The 22,484-nt window shown below is 51.3% G+C and carries 17 protein-coding genes; 5 read left to right on the top strand and 12 right to left on the bottom strand.

All coding sequences use genetic code 11. The features are described from left to right. Positions 1–247: 247 nt before the first annotated feature. Both Q8O92_05100 and Q8O92_05105 read right to left on the bottom strand, forming a co-directional pair. Positions 248–1,267, bottom strand: a complete 1,020-nt coding sequence (locus tag Q8O92_05100) for a hypothetical protein (protein MDP2982689.1) — start codon at positions 1,265–1,267, stop codon at positions 248–250. 267 nt (positions 1,268–1,534) lie between these two features. Continuing rightward, positions 1,535–2,965, bottom strand: coding sequence for a DUF362 domain-containing protein (locus Q8O92_05105; GenBank protein ID MDP2982690.1), 1,431 nt, complete (start codon positions 2,963–2,965; stop codon positions 1,535–1,537). 234 nt (positions 2,966–3,199) lie between these two features. Between Q8O92_05105 and Q8O92_05110 the strand changes: the two genes are divergently transcribed. The 3 genes from Q8O92_05110 to Q8O92_05120 are packed head-to-tail and all read left to right on the top strand — an operon-like array spanning position 3,200 to position 5,750. Beyond that, the gene (locus Q8O92_05110) at positions 3,200–4,360 is read left to right on the top strand and encodes an AAA family ATPase (GenBank protein ID MDP2982691.1); all 1,161 of its coding nucleotides are present in this window, start codon (positions 3,200–3,202) and stop codon (positions 4,358–4,360) included. Continuing rightward, positions 4,357–4,974 (top strand): hypothetical protein, encoded by a 618-nt coding sequence (locus Q8O92_05115; protein ID MDP2982692.1) that lies wholly within the window; start codon positions 4,357–4,359, stop codon positions 4,972–4,974. Before Q8O92_05110 ends, Q8O92_05115 begins: the two co-directional genes overlap by 4 nt. Further along, a complete protein-coding gene (locus tag Q8O92_05120) occupies positions 4,971–5,750 on the top strand; it encodes an ABC transporter ATP-binding protein (GenBank protein ID MDP2982693.1) in 780 nt (259 codons plus the stop codon). Before Q8O92_05115 ends, Q8O92_05120 begins: the two co-directional genes overlap by 4 nt. 201 nt (positions 5,751–5,951) lie before the next feature. On the opposite strand, the gene Q8O92_05125 is transcribed toward Q8O92_05120, so the two are convergent. The 6 genes from Q8O92_05125 to Q8O92_05150 form a co-directional block, all read right to left on the bottom strand. Next, positions 5,952–7,376 carry a DUF1080 domain-containing protein gene (locus Q8O92_05125; GenBank protein MDP2982694.1) on the bottom strand — a complete coding sequence of 475 codons (1,425 nt, stop codon included), beginning with the start codon at positions 7,374–7,376 and terminating at the stop codon, positions 5,952–5,954. Between the two features lie 379 nt (positions 7,377–7,755). Next, positions 7,756–9,357: a Gfo/Idh/MocA family oxidoreductase gene (locus Q8O92_05130; GenBank protein ID MDP2982695.1), complete on the bottom strand. Its 1,602-nt coding sequence runs from the start codon at positions 9,355–9,357 to the stop codon at positions 7,756–7,758. Between the two features lie 107 nt (positions 9,358–9,464). Next, on the bottom strand, positions 9,465–9,959 hold the full coding sequence (locus tag Q8O92_05135; protein ID MDP2982696.1) for a DoxX family membrane protein: 495 nt from the start codon (positions 9,957–9,959) through the stop codon (positions 9,465–9,467). 303 nt (positions 9,960–10,262) lie between these two features. Further along, positions 10,263–11,603, bottom strand: coding sequence for a two-component regulator propeller domain-containing protein (locus Q8O92_05140; protein MDP2982697.1), 1,341 nt, complete (start codon positions 11,601–11,603; stop codon positions 10,263–10,265). A 157-nt stretch (positions 11,604–11,760) separates the two neighbouring features. Next, complete coding sequence (locus Q8O92_05145) at positions 11,761–13,059, bottom strand: Gfo/Idh/MocA family oxidoreductase (GenBank protein MDP2982698.1); 1,299 nt, start codon at positions 13,057–13,059, stop codon at positions 11,761–11,763. A 343-nt stretch (positions 13,060–13,402) separates the two neighbouring features. Continuing rightward, positions 13,403–14,164, bottom strand: coding sequence for an aldolase/citrate lyase family protein (locus Q8O92_05150; GenBank protein ID MDP2982699.1), 762 nt, complete (start codon positions 14,162–14,164; stop codon positions 13,403–13,405). Between the two features lie 229 nt (positions 14,165–14,393). Here Q8O92_05150 and Q8O92_05155 point away from each other — a divergent pair, with 229 nt between their 5' ends. Both Q8O92_05155 and Q8O92_05160 read left to right on the top strand, forming a co-directional pair. Continuing rightward, positions 14,394–16,415 (top strand): right-handed parallel beta-helix repeat-containing protein, encoded by a 2,022-nt coding sequence (locus Q8O92_05155; protein MDP2982700.1) that lies wholly within the window; start codon positions 14,394–14,396, stop codon positions 16,413–16,415. A gap of 240 nt (positions 16,416–16,655) precedes the next feature. Next, positions 16,656–18,209 (top strand): sialate O-acetylesterase, encoded by a 1,554-nt coding sequence (locus Q8O92_05160; GenBank protein MDP2982701.1) that lies wholly within the window; start codon positions 16,656–16,658, stop codon positions 18,207–18,209. Between the two features lie 283 nt (positions 18,210–18,492). Here the strand turns inward: Q8O92_05160 and Q8O92_05165 are convergent, their stop codons facing one another. From Q8O92_05165 to Q8O92_05180, 4 genes are all read right to left on the bottom strand, one after another. Continuing rightward, positions 18,493–19,641, bottom strand: coding sequence for a glycosyltransferase family 4 protein (locus tag Q8O92_05165; GenBank protein ID MDP2982702.1), 1,149 nt, complete (start codon positions 19,639–19,641; stop codon positions 18,493–18,495). 98 nt (positions 19,642–19,739) lie between these two features. Continuing rightward, complete coding sequence (locus Q8O92_05170) at positions 19,740–20,852, bottom strand: DegT/DnrJ/EryC1/StrS family aminotransferase (protein ID MDP2982703.1); 1,113 nt, start codon at positions 20,850–20,852, stop codon at positions 19,740–19,742. Next, entirely contained in the window at positions 20,833–21,606 is a 774-nt protein-coding gene (locus Q8O92_05175) for an acyltransferase (protein ID MDP2982704.1), read from the bottom strand. The genes Q8O92_05170 and Q8O92_05175 overlap by 20 nt, the downstream gene beginning before the upstream one ends. A 306-nt stretch (positions 21,607–21,912) precedes the next feature. Beyond that, the gene (locus Q8O92_05180; protein MDP2982705.1) at positions 21,913–22,212 is read right to left on the bottom strand and encodes a metalloregulator ArsR/SmtB family transcription factor; all 300 of its coding nucleotides are present in this window, start codon (positions 22,210–22,212) and stop codon (positions 21,913–21,915) included. Between the last annotated feature and the right edge of the window lie 272 nt (positions 22,213–22,484).

Genomic DNA, 22,484 nt, shown 5'->3' on the forward strand with positions numbered 1-22,484 from the left:
TTCTTGAAACTCGAAAAAACTGATTTCATTATAATTACTCATGCTTACCTCCAGTTCAAAGATTCATCTGTTGTACTGGTGTAAACATATATATTTTTGCATCAAATGTCAAGAGTGCTGTTTCAAATCGATAAGCGAATAAAACAATTCAGATATTAGCCGCGGATTACGCTGATAGACGCAGATTGAAATACAAAAAGTTTAATCTCCGTAAATCCGCGCGATCTGCGGCAAATTATTTTCCCTGTCACCTCGCCGCCTTCCCCGTATTTGTATTCACAAACTCTGTGAGCGCTTTCAGGTCGACAATCTTGTCCGGCGGATACGCGTACGGGAACAGCCACCAGTCTTCGGTAAAGGAGGCGGTTTTCCCGGACTTAATGGTCTCCCTGGGCCCGATGGGTTCCAGCTCGCATTCCTGATCCTTGTAGTACCAGAGGGAGATGGTCAGCGCAGCCATTTCCATGTAAGGGCGATCCGGATACACCGGGAATTTCTTGACAAAAAGGAGATTGCTTCTGGTTATGTACGCAAGCCAGCCTGTCATGGAATCCAGACCGAATTTTGGCTGAGGCGGCTCGCCGGTGATGATGAGGAAGTTGTCCCGGACGCCGTAATTCGGGTGATCGGGCGGACTGTAGTTCAGCACCGATCCCGGGCCGTAGATGATGAATCCTTTGCGGAAGCGGCTGTTCGGGCTGATAGGGACCAGGCAGATGCCGTTCCCTTCGGCAAATGTACGGCTCCAGTGGCAGTATTGTTTCGTTTCTTTACTGATATTCCTTATCGTTTGGGTGAATTTCAGGTGAGAGGATTTCTTGTCGAGCTTGTAATCCCGGATGAGCTGGACACCGGTGTTTTTATCCTCGACACTGGTCATCCGTGCGGAATAGGGACCGGTGATCTCGGCGGTCCACTTTCCTACCCAGAGATCGGGATGACGGGGAGTGATAGTGGTCTCCGGTCCGATATCGCACCTTCCGCCGGAGGGGTCCTGGATCGGTTTGCCCGGAGTATAAACCATACCATCCTGTTTGGGATCGACATACAGTGCATTCTGACCCTTCCAAGAATACTCCAGCACCCGGCCTCCGCAATTCGGCTCCAGAATGACCCGCACATTTTCATTTTCCAGTTGTACACACCCGGAATACCCGTGGCTGGCGACCCAGGAGGTGCCTGCCGGTGTCTTTTCCGACCAGGCCTGCCCGTTGAAAACGAGGGACAGGGCGAGCACACTCATTCCATACAGAGTTTTTTTCCGCACGCTTTCAAACCTCCTTCTAAAATGAAAAAACCGGAACTTGTTTTGGCATTTTAGGATGGTGCTTCCTAACATCAATACGGTTCACTTAAGCGAAAAAAGGAAGGATATTTAACCACGAAACACACGAAAGGCACGAAAAATGATTTTTTAAAAAAATGAATAACAAATTTCGTGTTTTTCGTGACTTTCGTGGTTCAAAAATTTTTAAATGAACTGTATTGTTCCTAACATACTGTTTTCACAGGAAAATTCCAGTATCTTTTTTTTTCACCAGAACAGCCGTTTCCCCGTTTCCAAATGGGTGTGAAGATTCACCCCCAGACGGTAGCGTTTGATCTGTGAAATATCTTTCACCCGTTCAATCCCGCTGTCGGTGATGCGATAGATGTCTATCTTCTGCAGGTCATTCTCGCCCATGCCCCGTTCCTTGAAAATACGGGTAAAATAAAGTTCCAGCGGATCATGGCCCATAATCCATGAGCCAACGGTATCCACTTCGAAGGGAGACATGCCGGCCACCACGATGTTGCAGAGCTGATCCTGGCCAATCGCGAACCCGGAGCCATCACGGCCGATCACTCCCTCGATGATGTTGATGGAAGGCTTGATGGCGGCAGCCGAGTCCATGGCCCGCTGACACCACTGTTCATCCCACATGAGGTTGGGGACGCCTTTCATGAATTCATTCACATTTTTAGTATCGGTACGGATTTTCTTGAAAGCTTCCCAGCCGCCTTTTGCCTCGTATTTCGGGTAGGACTGCTCATAGTCCCAGTATTTGAACCCGGCAGCGCGGTGTTTCAGGAATGCCGCCTCGATCTTCTGCTGATAATCCTCCACAAAATCACGCTTGAAGTCGATCAGGTAGGCCTTTTCCGCCAGGTTCTGAAGAGCCGCCCACTGGTCGCAGTAATGACCGTAGCCTTTCACTACCGCGCCCTGGAGATTCTTTACCGCAAGTGTGGCCAAACCAAGGTTATGCGCCTTGAGCTTGGGCATATTGACGAAAAAGTTGTCCGGGTCGCCGAGGGGACGGTAGGTAGGGATGTTTTTCCATACCACCGGATTGGGGACTTTATGCCAGTTGAGCAGTTTTGGGGAGTATCCGGCGAATGCGGCGTAGGATGGCTCCGCCAGGATGATGTTTTTGGGGTCGAACGCCGCATACTGTCCGGTTCCCCTGTGCCTCCGGGCGTTGCCGCCGCGGTCGCCGACCATGACATTGGTATTGCCGATCCTTCGAAGACCTTCGACGAAGCCGGCCATGAAATTCGGCGAGGTATTGATACCGACTTCGGGAAAAAAAGATTCGTCGGGCACTCCGGTAAGATTAGGTTTGATCCAGGTCGATCCTCCCTTCTGCGAGCCTTTCACGAACACCAGCGAGGCTACCATTCGCCCGGCGTCCTGAAGCTGGGGCGCGGCCCCGGAGAAGCAGCCGTTTTTATCCTTTTCGGCGCTTACCTGGGTTTCGATAAGGAAAACGGCCCGCGGATTGTTTTGTATCTCCGGCCGTATGTGCGGCATGATGTTGGTTTTCTTCCCCTCTTCCAGCATATCCAGAGCTTCATCGATGTCCACCCCCCCGCCCCGTATGTCAGCCAGCACATCGAAAGGAATTGCGTGCTGCGCGAGTTCGCTTCCTACTATGAGGGAAGCGCCCAGCGCCGATTTCCGGATAAATTCCCGCCGATCCATAGCCTATCCTTTCATTGAAAAGAGAGCGGTCAGCTTTTGAAACCCGCCGCTCTCTCTAACGGTTTCATCCAGGTTCTGTTGCTTTTCTCCATGAAATACAAAAACCCGGGAAAAAGCAAGTTCAAATATTTTAACAGAATAAATTGACATGGACATTTTTTTTCTGTTTATTATAAAAAAATCAGTTATTAGTGGAAAATCATTACGCGATAAATCTTGTGAAATCGGAACCTTATGATAATTTCACACCTTACATTAAAAAACTGGCGTAACTTTCGTGAAGTCGACGTACAATTCAGTGATCGTGTTTTCCTCGTTGGGCCAAATGCTTCCGGGAAGTCAAATCTACTCGATGTCTTCCGTTTTCTCAGGGACATCACCAATCCGGGAGGACTGGAAAATGCAGTGAGGACGCGAGGTGGAATTTCTAAAATTCGTTGTCTTGCAGCCAGAGAAAATCCCGATGTTGAAATTGAAATTCACTTGTCAAATTCCCTTGATGAGAAACCTCTTTGGGTATATGGTATTGGGATTTATCAAGAACAACGGGGTTTTCGTCGAACCCTCATACGATATGAAAAAGTGCTTAAAGGCGATGACATTATTCTTGATCGACCTGATAACAATGATAAGAAGGATGACTGGAGACTTACTCAAACATCCCTGGAACAAATAAATGCTAATGAAAAATTTCGTGATATAGCACGTTTTCTGGAATCGATCCTCTATTTACACCTTATTCCCCAGCTATTACGTCATCCCGGAGATTTTCCCCCAAGCGCAAAAAGCCTTGAAGATCCTTTTGGAAGGAGTTTCCTGGAAAGGCTTGCAAAAACACCTGAAAAAACACGGACATCCCGATTAAAAAAGATAGAAAAGGTTTTGAGTATCGCCGTTCCTCAACTCAAACAACTTGCTTTTTTATCTGATGATGAAGAAGGTGGAATTCCCCACCTCGAAGCCATATATGAACATTGGCGTCCAAAGGCAGGAAAACAGAGAGAAGATCAATTCTCTGACGGCACTTTACGGCTGATCGGTCTATTATGGTCTCTTCTCGAGGGTGAATCTTTACTTCTTTTAGAGGAACCCGAGTTATCTCTGCACGCGGCTATTGTTAAACAGATACCTCCGCTGATGCACACTATATTGACGAAATCAAAAAAAAGAAGGCAGGTCATGATCAGCACTCACAGCGCTGACCTGCTGTCTGACAGAAGTATCGGCGCTGAAGAAGTGGTTTTATTACTTCCCGAACATGAGGGTACTACGGTTCAACTGGTTTCTTCAGTTCAGGATATACGATCACTTTTAGAAAACGGGTTTTCTGTTGCAGAAGCTGTAATGCCCAAAACAAAGCCCAAAAATATTGACCAACTATCCCTTTCTTTATGATAAACAAACTCTTCATTAATATTGTAACTGAAGATGCCCTTAGTGCTGCTGTATTTCGCAGGCTCATTCTTGAATCCGGCCAATTATATGAAATCCGGTCAGAGTATGGACAAGCAGGTAAGACATATATAGATAGAAAATTGAAGGACTTCAATAATGCCTCAAAAGCGCTGCCTTTTTTTGTCTTGAGAGACCTCGATACAGATGAATGCGCTCCTCTTCTTGTAAAGAAATTCTTCCCTTTTCCCCAATATCCCAATTTATTATTCCGCATAGCTGTGAGAGAGGTTGAAGCATGGCTTCTTGCCGACATCAAAGGTTTTTCTTCCTATTTGGGAATATCAGCAAAGAAGATTCCATCTCAGGTGGAAACAATCATGAATCCCAAAGAATATCTTATAAATCTGGCCCGAAAATCAAGAAAAAGAGATATAAAGAACGATATTGTTCCATACAAGAACTCTACAGCCAAACAGGGAAGAAATTATAATAACCGGCTTATAGATTTTGTTAACAATTTCTGGGATATGAAAAAAGCAACGGAAAACTCTGATAGTTTACTGAGAGCTTTTTTAGCCATACAAAAATTCATCCCTCTCGAAAGAACCACATGAACCCGCTCATAGAACTCTTGAACATTTCTCTTGCCCGCAGCGGCCGTGTCATACTCGATGATGTTTCCCTCACAATCCGCCATGGGGAACACTGGGCGCTGCTCGGCCCGAACGGGAGCGGCAAGACCACTCTCCTCAACATCATCACCGCCTATCTCTGGCCGATGAACGGTACTGTTAACGTCTTCGGAGACCAGTATGGAACCGTTGATATCCGTGAGAAACGAAAGCTCATCGGTATGGTATCCAGCGCCTTTTTCGAGCGGGTGCCGGCCCGGGAAACCCTCACCGATGTGGTACTTTCCGGAAGGTTCGCCAGCATGGGCATTTATGACGAAATCAGCGAAGCAGACCGTGAGCGCGCCAGGGAGATTATTGCTTTCCTCGACTGTGGAAGCATAGCCGACAGCCCGTACGGAGTTCTCTCATTCGGGGAGCGTCAGCGCGCCCTCATCGGCCGTGCGCTCATGCCCGAACCGCGCCTCCTTATCCTGGACGAGCCCTGCGAGGGGCTGGACATTCATGCCCGTGAAACAGTTCTGAACCGTCTCAACCGTATCACGGAATCGCCGGAAGGCCCTTCCCTCCTCATGGTAACCCACCGGGTGGAGGAAATTCCCCCCGGCATCAGCCATGCGCTCGTGCTCAAGGATGGCCGCGTTCTGGTTTCCGGCGTGAAACGCGAGACCATCACCTCTGATTATCTCTCCTATGCCATGGGGATACCCATCGAGGTTCTGCACAAAAACGGCCGTCTTTTTGCGGTGGTAGAATAAAAAGAATATTGTCTGAACCGCGGATGGTCAGGATATATGGATGGACGGGATAGAAGAATGTCTGAACCACTGATTCGCATGATAAAACTGATAAATGATGATAAAAAAAGGCACAGTATTAGGCGCCGCGCCCTTATCCTTTCTATCCCTCAATCCTGACCATCCGCGGTTCAGACAATCTTTTCTTTGCGCCGTGTATTTTTATTTAATTTCTTTCACAAAGATGTTCCGGAAGAAAACCGTCGACCCGGCGTCGTGATTTTGAAGACCGATATAACCTTCCCCGGAGAGATCCCTTATCTTGCCGCGCGGCTCCGCGTTCCAGTCGAGCACCGGGCGGCCGTTCAACTCGACAGTAACTCGAAAGCCCTTATTGGTGATTTTGAAGTGATTCCATTCTCCCTCTTCACGGAAAGCATCCAGCCGCGGCGGCACGGCATCGAAAATGGCGCCGGTTTTGGAGTCCCCGGTTCCGATGTCATTGATTTGCACTTCGAGGCAATGGTAGGTGTATTCGTTGGAGGAAGGCGTCTTGGGAACACGCAGAAAAACGCCCGAATTGGCGTTTTTATCTGCGCAGCGCCAGTCAAGCTCCAGGAGGAAATCCCGGTATTTCCGCACACTGTACCAGAGAAGCCCCATGCCGCCGTGGGTGGAGAGGATGCCGTTCTTTTCATCCAGAGCGAAATATCCGGGACCGTAGTGATTCCAGCCGTGGAGGGAGCACCGGCCGTCGCTCCAGGAGAGGAGCTCCTCGTACCCGGCGAGATAGGTCACGCTGCGGATGTATTCGATTCCTTTTCGGAGCGCCGGAGAAGGATTCTTGACATCTGCGGGATTCTCATGCTCGAAGACCAGATATCCCCGGTAATTCTGACGGGTCAGCTCGGCGAGGACAGTGTGCACACTTCCTTTCCCCTGTCCGAGGGGAACATCCCCGGCTTTGGGGTCGCCGAATGCGGTCAGGTCTTTCAGGTGGACGCTTTCCACCCGCCCTTCGAGCAGGCGGAGAGCTTCCACCGGATTCACCCCGGAGCGCATCCAGTGGCCGGTGTCGGCGCAGGAACCGATGCGCTCATCATGCCCTTTCACCGCATCGAACACCGTCCGTGGAAGGGCGAATCTGCTGGGCACCGGGTGATTGTGGATTGCGACCGCGATGCCGTATTCGCGCACCAGACGGTCCAGGATGGTGTAATCATCGAATGACGGGTCGGCTACAATCGTTTCGATGCCCATTGTCCGGGCGAAATCGAAAACCTTCCGCAGCGAAACCTCGCTGGAATCCAGGGCAACCACCCCATAAGAAACCGGGACAATGCCCGACTCCATGAACTTGTCCTTAACCTGGCTTATCTGTTCGCCGCTGAGATTGTGATCGAATTTGACCGATGGGTTTTTACTGTCGAGAACCTGTCCGGGATAGGGTTCGATATACTGGATGCCAAGCTCTTTGACTTTCTCGATCGTTTCGTAGAATGAGAATGCATGGTAAGTCCAGCACTGCACCGCAAGGGGAAATTCCCGGATACGGATTTCATCGGAGGAAAGAGCAGGCTGCGATTCCCCGGCGGGGCAGGACAGAAGGAAAAGTGTTATAGAGAGCGGAAATATCGACCTGATCATGAGAGGTTCCGTACTAAATGAAGTCCCTGAATTCTTCGATGGAGGATTTAAAGGGCTTATGAAAAACCCTTTATTGAATGAAATCACTGCTTTTTCTAAACTCACCTCTTGGTCTCCTCTCTATTCTAGAGAGGAGATAACTCGTTGCAAGCCTTCTTGTTCCCCCTCTATAGTATAGAGAGGGGGTCAGGGGGTGAGTTTCGGCGGAACAGAAAATAATAAGCATTTTGACTTTTTCACAAGCCTTTTAAAAGACCTCGAAAAAAGCTGCAATGTAACAAGGTTCTTTGCTTTGTCACTCTGTCTCTTTGTCACTTTGCGACCTAAATCTTTTTTTCTGACTCCTGTCTCCTGACTCCCGTCTCCTTCTTTTCCCTTTTCACACGATCTTCATATTCACCGGGTCCCATTCCACCTTGCGCCCCTGAAGGTAGGAAGCGGCGGCCATCTGGCAGGTGACTCCTTCCTCGAACGCCCGGTCGATGGGACAGGAGGGAGTTCCCCCGTTTCTGATGCAGTCCAGCCAATCCTTGACATGAAGATGGGTCGAATCAACCCGTTTGCCGTCACGGTAGGTATACATCAGTCCCTTGGATGCAAAATACTTCTCGGTGGCGGTGGTGACCGCATCGAATCCCTGTGAGCCGGGGAAATAGGCCACCAGGGGCATGGAAACATCGATGATCCCCGCCTCGATCTTCTTCTGATAGCGGGTCGAGCCGATGTCGGGCATCACGGTGATACCGCCGCCCACTTCCATGGAGGCGTCGTTGCCCATGAACACCATTCCCCGGTCGCGCTCGTTCGCAAGGGTGGCGCTGTACATGAGGGTCAGCCCTCGGTCCGGGTATTCGAACGCCACCTGGAACACATCAGGAACCTCGCGGCCATCCTTGTAGTAGTAAATCCCGCCGGAGGCGACCGCCGATCTGGGAATGCCCAGCTCCAGAATCTGGTTCACCGAATCGTACTCGTGGGAGAGAAGGTCGCTCGCGATGCCGTTCGAGTAATCGTACCAGCAGCGCCAGCGGAAAAACCGTTCGGGGTTGAACGGCCTTCTGGGCGCGTTTCCGAGGAACTGGAGCCAGTCGATGTTCTCCGGGCTGGCGTCCTTGTGAATGCTCATCACCCAGGCGCCGGTGGGAGAATTGCGGTTCGTGGTGGTCTCCACCAGGGTGACTTTCCCGAGAACTTTTTTCAGCACCATCTCACGTGCCCGGATGTGACTTTCCACCTGACGGTTCTGGTGGCCGAGCTGGAACACGATCCGGCTCTTCTTGACAGCATCGGCTGCCTCGATGCCTTCTTCGAGGGTTCTGGTGAACGGCTTTTCGGCGTACAGGTGCTTTCCCGCAGCAACGGTATCAATAATCATCCGGGCGTGCCAGTGTTCGGGAGCGGCCATGATTACCGCATCGATATCCTTGCTTTCCAGCATTTCCTGGTAGGTGAGATAGCGCTTTGCTTCCCCCAACCCCTTTTTGCCGCCGCCGGGACGCACCGTATTCTTCGAGGCTTCGATGCCACGCTCGGCCCGGATATCGAATACGTCACATACGCCGGTGACCGCGATATTCAAATCCTCCTGGCCCAGGAAATCCGCCAGGGCTGTATCCTTGCGGTTCTTCAGCGCATCTTGCTTTTTCTGGTCGGTCCATTCGGGATGGGCGAATCCGGCGGCCCGCATCACCGCCTCTCCGCGACCCCCGCAGCCGATTACCCCCACCCGGACAAGCTCGCCGGACTTTTTAAAGGTGGTTTTAGGAAGTACAGCCGGCGCCTTTTTATCCAGGCCCAGCTCCGCCAGCACTTCCTGTTTTTTATAGCTTTCGATGGCCTGTTTCTTCCCCAGCTTGTAGAAGAACACCCCAAGAACCGGCACAGTCGCCAGGGCTTTCAGGACATCCCGGCGGCCCAGGCTCATCATTCCCCCGGTTTCCGGTGTTTTCTCTCTATCCATGTTCAGCGATTCTTCATTCATGTGAATTTTCTCCGTGTGAACTCACCCCATAATCCCCTCTCTTGCAAGCAATAGAGGGGAAAACCCAGATTTATTTTTAAAAAAGAAGTACCATGGAAAGGGGATAATTACAAAAATTTTTTCTTTATCGGCTCACTCACCCGCGCAAGTATTCTGTCCAGCCCGATGATCGAGCCGGTGGGAAATACAATCAGCACAACAAGCGCGAACATCTCGACCAGGTTCTTGCTGACAATCATATAGCTGCCTTCCGGAGGCATCGAATAGGTGTAACCAATGAACGGCGGGTTGCATACATAGTATAAAACCAGGAGCAGCACCCCTGCGACGCTCGAAATCCGGGTAAAAGCGCCCACAATCAGTCCAAGCCCTACAGCAATCAGCCCCCAGATATTCATGAAATCGACCAGCTTCAGCAAGACCGGATTGGATGCCATCCCGATGAAAATGTTGGAAAAAATCCATTTCGATTCCAGGAGATAGCTGGCCGCAGTCCAGTGCGGGGAGGTAAGCTTGGCAATTCCCTCATAGAGAAAATGCCAGCCGATCAGCACCCGCAGAATGACCAGCGCGGTCAACTGCACGGCGGAATACTGCGGCAAGACAGCGTCCTTGTTCAACATAGAGAACCTTTCGTATGGGGGAAAAAAGATTTATTAGACATGATTTACATGATTTACAAGATCGTAAATGATAGAATTTTGACCGATAATTTTTCTGGATCGACTATCAGGCAAGATATTGAGTAGGGAGGGAAAAAGCAAGGATGAACCTTGATTCGTGGGATTTAAGGATTACCGGGATAAAAGATTAAAAAAATCATGGTCATCCTCAAATCAAGTAAATCATGGTTCAGACTATACGAGTAGATGCCGAAACGAGTTTAAAAAGGCGCATAACACAGGCTATTTCAGGAGAATCATCCGCCCAAACGCAACGTTATCCCCCATCTGAAGCCGTGAAAGATATACACCGGAGGAAACCGGCTTCCCGAAATCATCGCGGCCATCCCATATTACGGAATGCGAACTAGCGGAGAGAGAACCGGAAACAAGGGTGCGGACGCGCTGGCCGGCGAGAGAATAGAGCTCAAGGGCGGCGGCGCCGGAGGCAGGGAGGGTGAATGAGAGGATAGTCGAGGAATTGAAAGGGTTTGGGTGATTTGCCAGCGACAGAATATCATATCTGTTTTCTTTTTGTGAAACCCCCGTGCCTGACTCATCATACCGCCAAATTCCATTACGACTGACAAACCATTTCGTGTTGTTTGTGTCCACATATATTTTATAGAGAAAAAAATCATTGAAGAGACTCTTGTTAAAGAACATTTCCGTATCAGTATCAGTTAAGCGAAGAACACCGTTGAACAGAACAGGTTTATGTAAAAAATCATAAACAAGGAGCCAGAATCCGCCTTTCTTATCTGCAGCAGGAGATGACAGGTTTGGCCCATGTAATGAATCAATTTTCGTCCACAATGAATTTTTATAAAGATATGTTCCTTCTTCAAAATAAAGGCTTATACAAAGAGAATTATCGACACCACATTCAACTTCATTAATAGATTTTCCTGCAACCGGAACATCCGACTGATTATGTAATTTCCATGTTATCCCGTCATAACTTGCAAGGTCGCCGCTGTTCGAGGTAGAATCAGTATAACTGATACCAAACCATTTAATATTATTCAGGTCCACGGAAACGGATGTGACAATTGAATTGAAAAAAATACTACCTTTACCATAATAAGCTTTCAAACTCATATCCGGATTGAGTTGAATTACCCCTCCTTGTCCTGCGAACCAAAGAACATTATTTTTATCAAGCGCAATCTGTCTTACAGGATTAATCGGCCGTTGGAAAACCGGTTCTCCCGGAACACTTGAAATAATAATGAAAGGAAATTGTTTCCAGACATCGCCGTCGAAACTCACCACAAGGGGATCTGCGGTATAACTGTAACCTGAAGCAAACCATTTATTATTGTCGTTGTCAACAAGAATGTCAAATACAGACCAACTAGATAATCCTGTAATATTTCTTGAATATGTATACCATTGATCATTTTTCCGGCTCCATACGATACCGTTATCGCATCCGATCCAAATTACGCCATCATGATCAACCGCGATTGATGTAATAATATTTTCAACAGGTTTATCAGATGGATACGGGACAAAATTCCAATCCGCATCGGCGCTGAAAGAAAATCCGATGGACATGATACATATCAGGATATACTTCATGATCGAACCTCCTCATAAAGGCGCTCATTTCGGTTGAGCGCCTTTAAGGTACCGCTTTTTTATTGTCGCTTCTTTTCCCCCGAATTTTTTTAATTTCTTTCCATCATCTTTTTTCACAAGCATCACACGAATCAGTGGTTCAGACAGTCTTTCCCCTTTACCCTGTTACCACCTTCTCCTTTTTCGCATCCCAGAGCAGGGTCTTGCTCTGACGGTAGGATTCTACCCCCATCTTGATGGCGACCATGGTGGCGCAGCCGAGGTCCACATTGCAGTGGAGCTTTCCGCCCTGGCGGATGACATCGATAAAATTGCCTTCCATGTCGCGTCGTCCGCCCTCGGGAGGAACTCTGACCTTGTCGCTGTTGCTGTTAAGCTCCAGGAACTTGTCACGGTAGGTGCGGGTGCAGGCCATATCGATGAAGTTTGTATCCTCGGTGAACTCCATGGTGCCATAGCGGCCGTAGATGCGGGTCGGGTGGGAGTACTCGTTGGTGAGCACACTCTCCAGGTAGACAGTGAATTTGCTCGGATAGTCCACGGTCATCATGAATACATCGGGAACCTGACGGCCGTCGTCGTTGTCGTAGAGGCCTCCGCTGCCGTTCACCCGGTGCGGATATTCGCCGTTCTCCCCTACGATTGAGAGGAGCAGCGGCGCAAGGAAATGGTAGAGAAGGTCGGTCGCCACCCCCCCGTTGTAATCCCAGTAGCCACGGAAATAGAAGAACCGGTTGGGACTCCAGGGGACGCGTGGCGCCAGGCCCCATTTGTGGCCGAGCCACATATCCCAGTCGATGTAATCTTCCCCGGTCTGGTGAGGCCCGACCGGGTCGTCCCGGCGGCTTGAAGTGCCGAAGACATCGGCGCCGCGGTTGTTACGGTTCCAGCTTCCCTGCGCCCAGGTGACCTTGCCGATGCGGCCTGCTTTGATGATTTCCTGGGCGTTCCAGAACTTGTCGAGGGAAGTGCGCTGCGGCCCGACCTGGAGCACTTTCTTGTATTTACGGACTGCGTTGCGCACCGCGATAGCCTGTTCCACCGTGAGGGTCAGGGGTTTTTCACAGTACACGTGCTTTCCGGAATCCATGGCGTCGATGCAGAGTTTGGAATGCCAATGGTCCGGGGTGGCGATGAGCACCGCATCGATATCCTTACGGTCGAGGAGCTTGCGGAAATCCATATAACCCTCGCCCCCGCAGACGTTCTTGGCCTCGCTGAGCCTCTTTTGAAACACATCGCAGACCGCGACAACCTGGATGTTGTCATCCTTGCTGCGTTTTACCAGGCTTCTTAAGTGGCCGCCGCCCTGGCCGCCGACTCCGATGATGCCGAAATTGATACGGTCATTCGCGCCCAGCACCCTTGAGGGGATCAAGCCGCCGAAACTTGCTGCGCTGCCTGCCAGTGCGGCTGTTTTTATGAAACTGCGGCGGGAAAGTTGTTTCTCATACATGGAAATGCCCCCTATTATGGAAAAAGCAAGGACGAAAGATGAAAGCTAAAGATATATTAGACAGGATTTACAAGATTTACAAGATTTACTATTGTTGACAGAATTATATGTACATGGAAAAGCGATAGATTTTGAAACGAATTCAAGATGACACGTGTCATGCGCCGTTTTGAACTTGTTGCCGCTTAGCGGGAACGATAAAACCGTTTCGGCATCTATATTTTATAATCCTGTTAATCTTGTTAATCCTGTCAAATTTTTTCCTTCTTTCTTTGCGAACTTTGCGAGAGAAATTTTTTATTCTGGATTCTGTCTCCTGTCTCCTGAATTCTGGCTTATTTTTTCACCGTAATTCTTTCACCATTTCGCTAAACGCTGAGTAGAGAACCGCGGTGTCCACCCCTACCGCGAGAAGCTGAAGTCCCGCCTGACGCCAGCGCGCCGCCCGCTCCTGATCCTGGCAGTAGGTGCCCACAAATTTTCTCTGCGCACGGGAACGGGAAACAATGTCCTCCATTTTCGCTATGACCGAAGGGTCGTCCACCTGCCCTGGGATTCCCATGGAGGTGGAGAGGTCGTACGGCCCGATGAAGATGCCGTCTATCTCTTTCACCGCCAGGATGGAGTCGAGGTTGCGGACGCCTTCCACGCCCTCGATCTGGCAGATGATGCAGGCATTCTTGTCGGCGATACGGGTGAGCTCCGGCCCGGAATCGGCGCTGTAACATCCGTAACGGGTGTTCGGGGAGTTGCCCCGGAAGCCGCGCGGCGGGAAGAGGGCAGAATGCACGGCGCGTTTTGCTTCATCAAGCGTGGTCACCTGCGGGATGATGATGGCCGCCGGAAGCAGGTCCATGGCCTTCTGGATGGTAATGGGAGAATTGTCGCTCACCCGGATTACCGGGTGGAACCCGCAAAGGTCGCCGGTGCGGACGCAGATATCCATGCTCTCCGGGTTGAACACCCCGTGCTCGCCGTCAACCACGAAAAAATCGAATCCAGCCCGGCGCATGATTTCAACGATAATGGGACTGGGGATGTTGAGGAACGTGCCGATGACATTATCCCCGGCAAGCAGCTTTCTCTTGAAAATGTTCTCGTGCATGAAAAGCTCCCTTGTATATAAAAAATATTCCGGTTTTACAAAAATGTATAATAGCGTATATTTTTGAAAAAGACAGGTCTTTTTTATTTTAATTGGTTTGTGAAAAAAATGGTTTCATTATCACTTAGATTCTGAAACGAGTTCAGGATGACACGTGTCATGCCGAACTTGTTTCGGCATCTATTAATTAAACAACGTTTTTCACAAGCCTTTCATAAGGAGGTTTGAAATGCGCCGGATATTTCGTTTGATTCCCGTTCTTTCCGCCCTTTTCTTTTTGACTGTGTTTTCTAAAGATTTTGCTTACTGCGCGCAGCCAGCCGCCTTTTATGTTTCCCCCTCCGGGAACGATTCCTGGTCGGGAACGAAGGCGGAAATGACCGCATCCGATGGTCCCTTTGCCACCATTTCGCGCGCGAAAGAGGCAGTCTGCGCGCTCAAAGCGCAGGGGAAACCGGGCCCGGTGACCGTGTATCTGCGCGGCGGAGTGTACGAGCTTTCCGGGCCGCTCGTTTTTAAACCGGAGGATTCGGGCGTCCCCGGGGAACCGATCCTGTATACAGCGTATCGGGGTGAAACTCCTATAATCAGCGGAGGAAAGAAAATCATCGGGTTTTCTAAGTCAGAGAACGGTGTCTGGACAGTCACCCTGCCGGAGGTAAAGACCGGGAAATGGTACTTCCGCCAGCTCTTCGTGAACGGGAAGCGATGCATCCGCGCCCGCACCCCGAACGAGGGATTTTTCCAGGCTGACGGCGACATCACCATGGACGACCGTGCGAAATTCAAGTACCGTGCAAACGAAATACGGGCGGAATGGGCGCAACTGAAAGATGTGGAAGTTGTCGCCCTTCAAGCATGGGCTGAGTTCCGCATGCTCATCCGGGAAGTGGACGCATCCTCGAAAACAGTCACTCTTTCGGCGAAGTGCGCCCCATCGAACCGTGAGAAGGATGCCCGCTATTGGATTGAAAACGCCCCCGAGGCGCTCGACGCTCCCGGCGAATTCTTCCTCGACCGAAACACCGGCGTGTTATCCTATATCCCCCGCCACGGCGAGGATATGGCCAGGGCCGAAGCGGTCGCGCCCGTGCTCGATGAGCTTATACGTTTCGATGGCGACCTTTCTGCGCCCAATCTGGTATCCCATATCCGGTTCCGCGGCATTGCGTTCGAATACACCGACTGGACTCTCCCTGTGAACGGGTATGTGGACATGCAGGCAGCCTACGACATTCCGGCGACAATCAGGGGGAACGGCGCAGCCGATATTTCCATCGAGGATTGCATCATCCGCCGCCACGGGAACTATGGGATCGAATTCGCCAGGGGATGCCGGAATGTCCGCATTGTCGGCTGCGAGATCAGTGATATGGGCGCCGGAGGAGTGAAAATCGGAGAGCCCGCGGTACGCACGGCGGAGCAGGATAAGACCTTCGGAAACACGGTCGCCGACTGCCATGTCCACCACATCGGTGAAGTCTACCCCGCCGCCTGCGGAATCATCATCTTCCAGAGCTCGAAAAACACTATCGCCCACAACCACATTCACGACACCTATTATACTGGCATCTCAAACGGCTGGACATGGGGCTACGGCCCCACCAACGCCGGTTTCAACATCATTGAGTACAACCATGTCCACGACATCGGCCGTGGGATGCTCTCCGACATGGGCGGGAATTACAACCTGGGGGTACAGCCCGGTACGGTGATCCGCAACAACCTCTTCCACGATATCACCTCGTACGGCTACGGCGGCTGGGGAATCTATACCGATGAGGGATCGAGCAACATCCTCATCGAGAACAACCTGGTTTACCGCACCAAGTCCGGCGGCTTCCACCAGCATTACGGCCGCATGAACACCATCCGCAACAACATCTTCGCATTCGCCGTCCTGGGGCAGATCATCCGGACAAGGATGGAGCAGCACCTCAGTTTCACCTTCGAGCACAACATTGTCTATTGGACAGAAAGCCCGCTCCTGGGGAGCAACTGGAAAGACGACAGATATAAGATGGATTATAACGCCTACTGGAATCCGAAAGTCCCGGCGGATTCAATCCGCTTCGCCGAGTGGAATTTCGCCGAATGGAAGGCACGCGGCCAGGATGTGCATTCTCTTATCGCCGACCCGCGGTTTGTCGATCCCCAGAAGGGAAATTTCACCTTGCAGCAAGATTCGCCCGCGTTCAAGCTGGGGTTCAAACCCCTCGATCTCAGAACGGTGGGGCCGAGGAAGAAATAGTCCAAAGCCCAAAGGGCAAAGATAAACGACAGTCTGAACCGCGGATGGTCAGGATTAATGGATAAAGAGGATGACAGGAGCGGCGTATTACAAAGTGCCTTTTCTTCGACCAAAAGAATTCCTTGCAGCTTTATGCGGGGTAGTACATTCATATTTAATCAGTTTTATCATGCGAATCAGTGGTTCAGACAATCTTTTCATCACACTCATCAGCGGTTCAGGCAATTCGGAGAAAAAAACATGTACCGAACGTTAATCATCGTCATTATCCTTGGCACGCTTCTCGCCGCAGAACCCGCCCGCGCTGACATCCGGCTCCCCTCAGTCATCGGCTCGAACATGGTGCTTCAGCGCGGGATGCCGGTGCCCATCTGGGGGTGGGCGGAACCCGGCGAGCGGGTGCGTGTAACCCTTGGTTCGTGGGAAATGGCCGGAAGAGCGGACAGGAGCGGCGCCTGGATGGTAATACTCGCCCCCATGAGCGCCGGGGGACCGTTCGATCTTACGATTCAGGGGAAAAACACCCTGAAACTAACCAATGTTATGGTCGGCGAGGTCTGGGTATGCTCCGGACAGTCCAACATGGAGATGAGGGTCTGCCACGTGAATGATGCTCCCAGCGAGGTCGCAGGAGCATTGAATCGTAACATCCGCCTCTTCCAGGTTGCGAATGATCTGTCCCCCGATCCGCAGCGAGACTGCGAGGCGCGCTGGGAGGAATGCCGCCCGAGCACCGTGTACCTTTTCTCTGCGGCGGCCTATTTCTTCGGGCGGGAGATCCAGCATGAGCTGAATGTGCCGGTGGGCCTTATTCATTCCTCCTGGGAGGGAACCACCGCGGAAACCTGGATGCGCCTCGAAGGGATTCGGGCGCACCCGGAACTGTCGAGCATCCTCGATTACTGGGCGCCGGTGCTCAAGAGCAAATCGCCGGAGCTTTTGGCCTATCACCGGAAAACGCGGGAATGGGAAGAGGACGTCCACTTTGTTCTCTACGCCGGGAAGCCTATTTTGCCGCAATATGCGGAACCGCCGAAACTGCCGGTAAAGGTTTCCTTCGCGCCATCCGTTCCCTCATGGGTATTCAACGGCATGATAGCCCCGGTCATCCCGTTCGGCATCCGGGAGGTCATCTGGTACCAGGGCGAATCCAACGCCGGGCGGGCTTACCAGTACCGTACTCTTTTCCCGGCGCTCATCCGTGACTGGCGGAACGCCTGGAGAGGTGGAGATTTCCCGTTCGTGTTCGTCCAGCTTGCCAATTTCGGGCAAAGGCGTGATGCGCCCGGGGAAAGTCCCATGGCCGAGCTGAGGGAGGCGCAACTCATGACCCTTTCAGTTCCCAATACCGCCATGGCGACAGCAGTCGATATCGGCGTGGCCGATGATGTCCACCCGCGCAACAAACAGGAGGTGGGACACCGCCTGGTGCTTGCGGCGCTGCATGCGGCATACGGGAAGGATACTGTATATTCCGGTCCGGCGTACCGGTCCATGATTGTGAAGGACGGCAAGGCGCACCTGCGCTTCATGAATACTGGCGGCGGGCTCGCGGCGAAAGATAATGCCCCCCTGCGGGGTTTCGCCATCGCGGGCTCGGATCGTAAATTCGTTTGGGCGAAAGCGGCAATCGAAGGCAACGAGGTTGTAGTTTGGAGCGATGGGATAAAGGAGCCGGCTGCGGTGCGGTACGCCTGGGCGGACAACCCGGAATGCACTCTTTACAACAGGGAGGGGCTTCCCGCCTCGCCGTTTCGAACGGATGACTGGCCGGGGGTGACCAGGGGGAAATAGGCGCTCCGAAGAATCTCACAGCAGAAAGCGGAGATTCGTACATTATCAATCAATTTACACCGGACAGCAGGGTCTATACCTCTCAAATTTTAACCGGACAGTTCTGAGCCCGGATTATTCATAAAAAAGGATTTTCTTTTTGTAAGCTTTAAAACTACAGCCCCTTAAAAAAGTAGGCTTAAGTGTTTGTTTAAAAATAAGTTGCGATAATATTTATGTAACTTTATGAATAATCGGGGTGAGAAGGAGAGGAAAATATATACTTTGTCACTTTGCCGCTTTGTTACTTTGCCACTATTTCTGCATACAATTCCAGCAGTCTGACTTTTTCCGTATTCCAGTTATACTGCTCTTCGACCGCTTTTCTGCCCCGCTTCCCCATTTCCTCGGCGGCTTCGGGGTTATCGAGCAGCCAGGTGATCGCCTGCGCCAGGGCTTCCGGATATAGAGGCTCGACCAGAAGTCCGCACCCGGCGCCTTCCACAATGGTCCGCCAGAGCGGGAAATCGGCGGCGATGACCGGTATCCCCGCCGCCATGTATTCGAACAGCTTGGTCATGTACGCGAACCTGTGGTTCGAGAGAGGGTGGGTAACCACGATGCCGGCTTTGACCTCCCGGAACATTTCCGCTACTCTGTCACGGGGCAGGAAACCACGGAAATCAACATATTTGAATTCGGGGAGGCTTTTCGCCTGTGCCTCCTGGGCGGGAACAGGAAATTTTCCTCCCAGAATGAGCCGGGCGGGGCGCGTTCGGTTGACAATCCCCATAGCCTGGATCATTTCCTTTACTCCGCGGTCAGGTGAAAGCAAGCCGATATAGGTGACCGCATCGGACCGGGAGGACCAGGGAACCTGAGCCGGTCCTGCATAAAATTCCCCCGCCAGGGGGAAATTACGGATTTCGACCGTGCGCCGATTGAGTTTCTTGAACCGGTCACGGATTTTAGGGGTGACCGTGATAACTGCATCGAATATACCGGCGGTGAGAGTTTCCAGAAATCCGATAATCCATGCGACAGGTTTTGTTAAACTGCGCGGGATAAACTCCTTTACAACCATGCAGTCGGGATAATCTTCATGGACATCGCAGATTACTTTCTTTCCCCCCAGTTTCAAAAGAAGCCCCGCAGGGATCATCTCCGGGTCATGGAAATGAAAAATGTCCGGTTTTATACGCAGGGATCGTCGATAAACATCCCATGTGGTAAAGAGCATACGCCTTATTTTGCCTGGACGCACCGGAACACCATGGATATGGATTCCGTTCAGCACCTCGTCTTTTCCGTCGCGCCCGGCGACCAGGTGAACCTCATATCCCGCCTCGACGAGCGCCGCGCATTCCTTGTAGAAAATGCGGGTGTCGAAAGGTATGTGTACCGAGGTGATATGGCATACTTTCGTAACTTTTTTGTCGACAGTTAGTTCCATTACATTCCGTATCAATTGTTCTGAGGTTCAGCAAGCTGAACCCCTGCCTTTAAATGTTTCAAAAATCCTGTTAATCTTGTAAATCCTGTCAATGTATTTCATTTCCGATAAAACTCCGCAATTGCATCCACCACATACTCCTGCATCTGGGGAGCCAATTCCGGGTAAATGGGAATGGCAAGCGTATTTTTCGCCGCCGCTTCACTTTCCGGGAAATCGCCTTTTCGGTAGCCCAGCCCGGGAAAGCAATCCTGCAGGTGCAAGGGGACAGGGTAATAAATTTCGGTTCCGATGCCAAGGTCTGTAAGGTATTCACGCAGGGAGTCTCTTTCCTTTACCCGGATGACGAATTGATTGAATATATGACGATGTCCCGCAGGTACGAGAGGAAGGATTACATCCGGTATCCCCTTTTCCGAGAACAGCCCTCGATAAGTCGCGGCATTGGAGATTCTCTCTTCTGTCCACCTGTCCAGGTGACGCAGCTTGACTGTGAGAACCGCGGCCTGCAGGGCGTCCAGCCTCGAGTTGATTCCCACCAGGGAATGATAGTACTTGGGACGGGCGCCGTGCTCCCGGAGCATGGTTATCCGGTCTGCCAGGCTGGGGTCTTTCGTCGCCACCATGCCGCCGTCTCCTGCGCCTCCCAGGTTTTTCGAGGGAAAGAAGGAAAAACAACCCATGGTCCCCAGCGTACCTGCTTTGCCCAGCGGTGAAGACGCCCCGATCGCCTGGGCTGCATCCTCGATCACCGGCAGGCCGTGACGGCCAGCGATCTCATTTATGCGCCCCATCTCGGCAGTGAGGCCATAGAGGTGCACAGGAATGATGGCTTTGGTTTTCGGGGTGATAAGCGCTTCCAGAGCGTCCGGATCAAGATTGTAGGTGTCCCGGCGGATGTCGCAGAAAACCGGGCGGGCGGAGAGCTGTGCAATGGAACCGGCGGTTGCGAAAAAGGTATAGGGAGTTGTGATCACCTCGTCGCCGGGGCCGACGCCGAGCGCCATGAGCGCCAGAAGCAGGGCATCGGTTCCGGACGCGCATCCGACAGTATAAGGAGCACCGATATAGCGGGCCACTGCATCCTCGAACTCTTTGACCTTTGGCCCCATGATGAACCGCTGACTCTCGAACACCTCTTTCACTGCCGGCTCGATTTCGTTGCGGATGGCGGCATACTGGGCTTTCAGATCAAGAAGAGGGACTTTCAATCGAATCCTCCTGGTTTTTGAGAAGCTGGTTTTCGGGAACCGGCCGGAGTATACGCGCCGGATTCCCGCTGACGATGACGCCTTCCGGAACATCCCTGGTGACAACCGATCCGGCCGCAGCCATACCGTCCGGGCCGATCACCCTTCCCGGCAGTATGGTGGAGTTGACTGCGATGCGGCCTCCGGATTTGACGGTAACCCCGCGGTAATACTTTGTCCTTTCCGCCCACCTTCCGGCATAATTATCGTTCGAAGTGGCGACACAGGGGGCGATGAAACAGTCGTCACCGATTTCCGAATAAGCGCAGATATACACATCGGTCTGAATCTTGCACCGTGCGCCGATACTCACCTTGTTGTCGATGGTTGCGTTGCGTCCGATGATGGTGAAATCGCCGATGATGGTGTCCTCACGGACAGAAGCGGTATCGGCCACAAGGACGCCCTTTCCGATCGTTGAGCCGGTATAGATGATGGCGCCGGTGCCGATGATTGAATCATCACCGATGGTAACCGGTTCAAAGGTACGCCCCCCTTTGGTAATTTTGCTTCGTTTCGCGGCCATAGGATGTTTCCCGATTACAGCGTGATCGTCAATTCGCACCCTGGCTCCGATCCGTGACCCGGCATGGATGACCACATGATGGCCGATGGTGCAGCCATCGCCGATCGAAACCTCATATTCGACGATGCTGAATTTCCCTATTTCAACTCCCTCCCCTAAACTGGCGTCGGGATGGATAGAGCTTTCCATGATTTCCTGCCTTATGAATGGTTTAAAGCCCGGAATATACTGGTGTTAAGTCAATCAGATAATGTCTGGTGCTGGAGTTTCTTTTTCTTTTTACCCCCTTAAAAAGGGGGTCGCCGCTCAAGCGGCGGGGGGATCTTTATCCGCTGGGAAAAAGAAATCCCCCCTGCCTTTGGCATCCCCCCTTGTTAAGGGGGGAATATGAATCCAACTTTATTGCATTGACTTAATACTACTACGCCCGTAATGATATGAAAAGAGAGACACAGCACGCTGCGTCTCTCTGCTTCATCGTTTTTCAAAATCGAATCATGTCTCTGCCAAAATCGATGCCATAATATTCTTTATGCCGGTGTTCTCAAGGGAATAATAGACTACATTTCCATTTCTTCTGGATTTCAGCACTCCCCTGGATTTCAAGATGCTGAGCTGCTGGGAGGTCAGAGACTGTTTGGTTCCCAATGCCTTTACAAGATCACCCACGGAACGCTCACCGTTCATGAGGATATTCACTATCTGCAGGCGAACGGGATGCGCGACGGCTTTCAGGGTTTCCGCCATCTTCTCAAGAGTGTCTTCACGGATCAACTCGGATGAAAATCGTACCAATTTGACTCCTTCCTTTGTGTGTTAAGAGTAAAAAAAGTTTAAGGATAAATGCGGTGAAAAATATAATATGCAAATATATTGTGATTATCAACGAATAACAAGAAATTATTCTATATTTTTTTAAAAATTATCTAACCCTAATTATTCACAAACTTAAAGATAAGATCCCCCCGCCGCTTAGCGGCGACCCCCTTATCGAAGGGGGTAGAAAAAATGAAAGATAAAAAATGCTTGTGGCGAATTCTCCCCTTAACAAGGGGAGATGCCGACAG

Source organism: Candidatus Latescibacter sp. (assembly GCA_030692375.1).
GTDB lineage: Bacteria > Latescibacterota > Latescibacteria > Latescibacterales > Latescibacteraceae > JAUYCD01.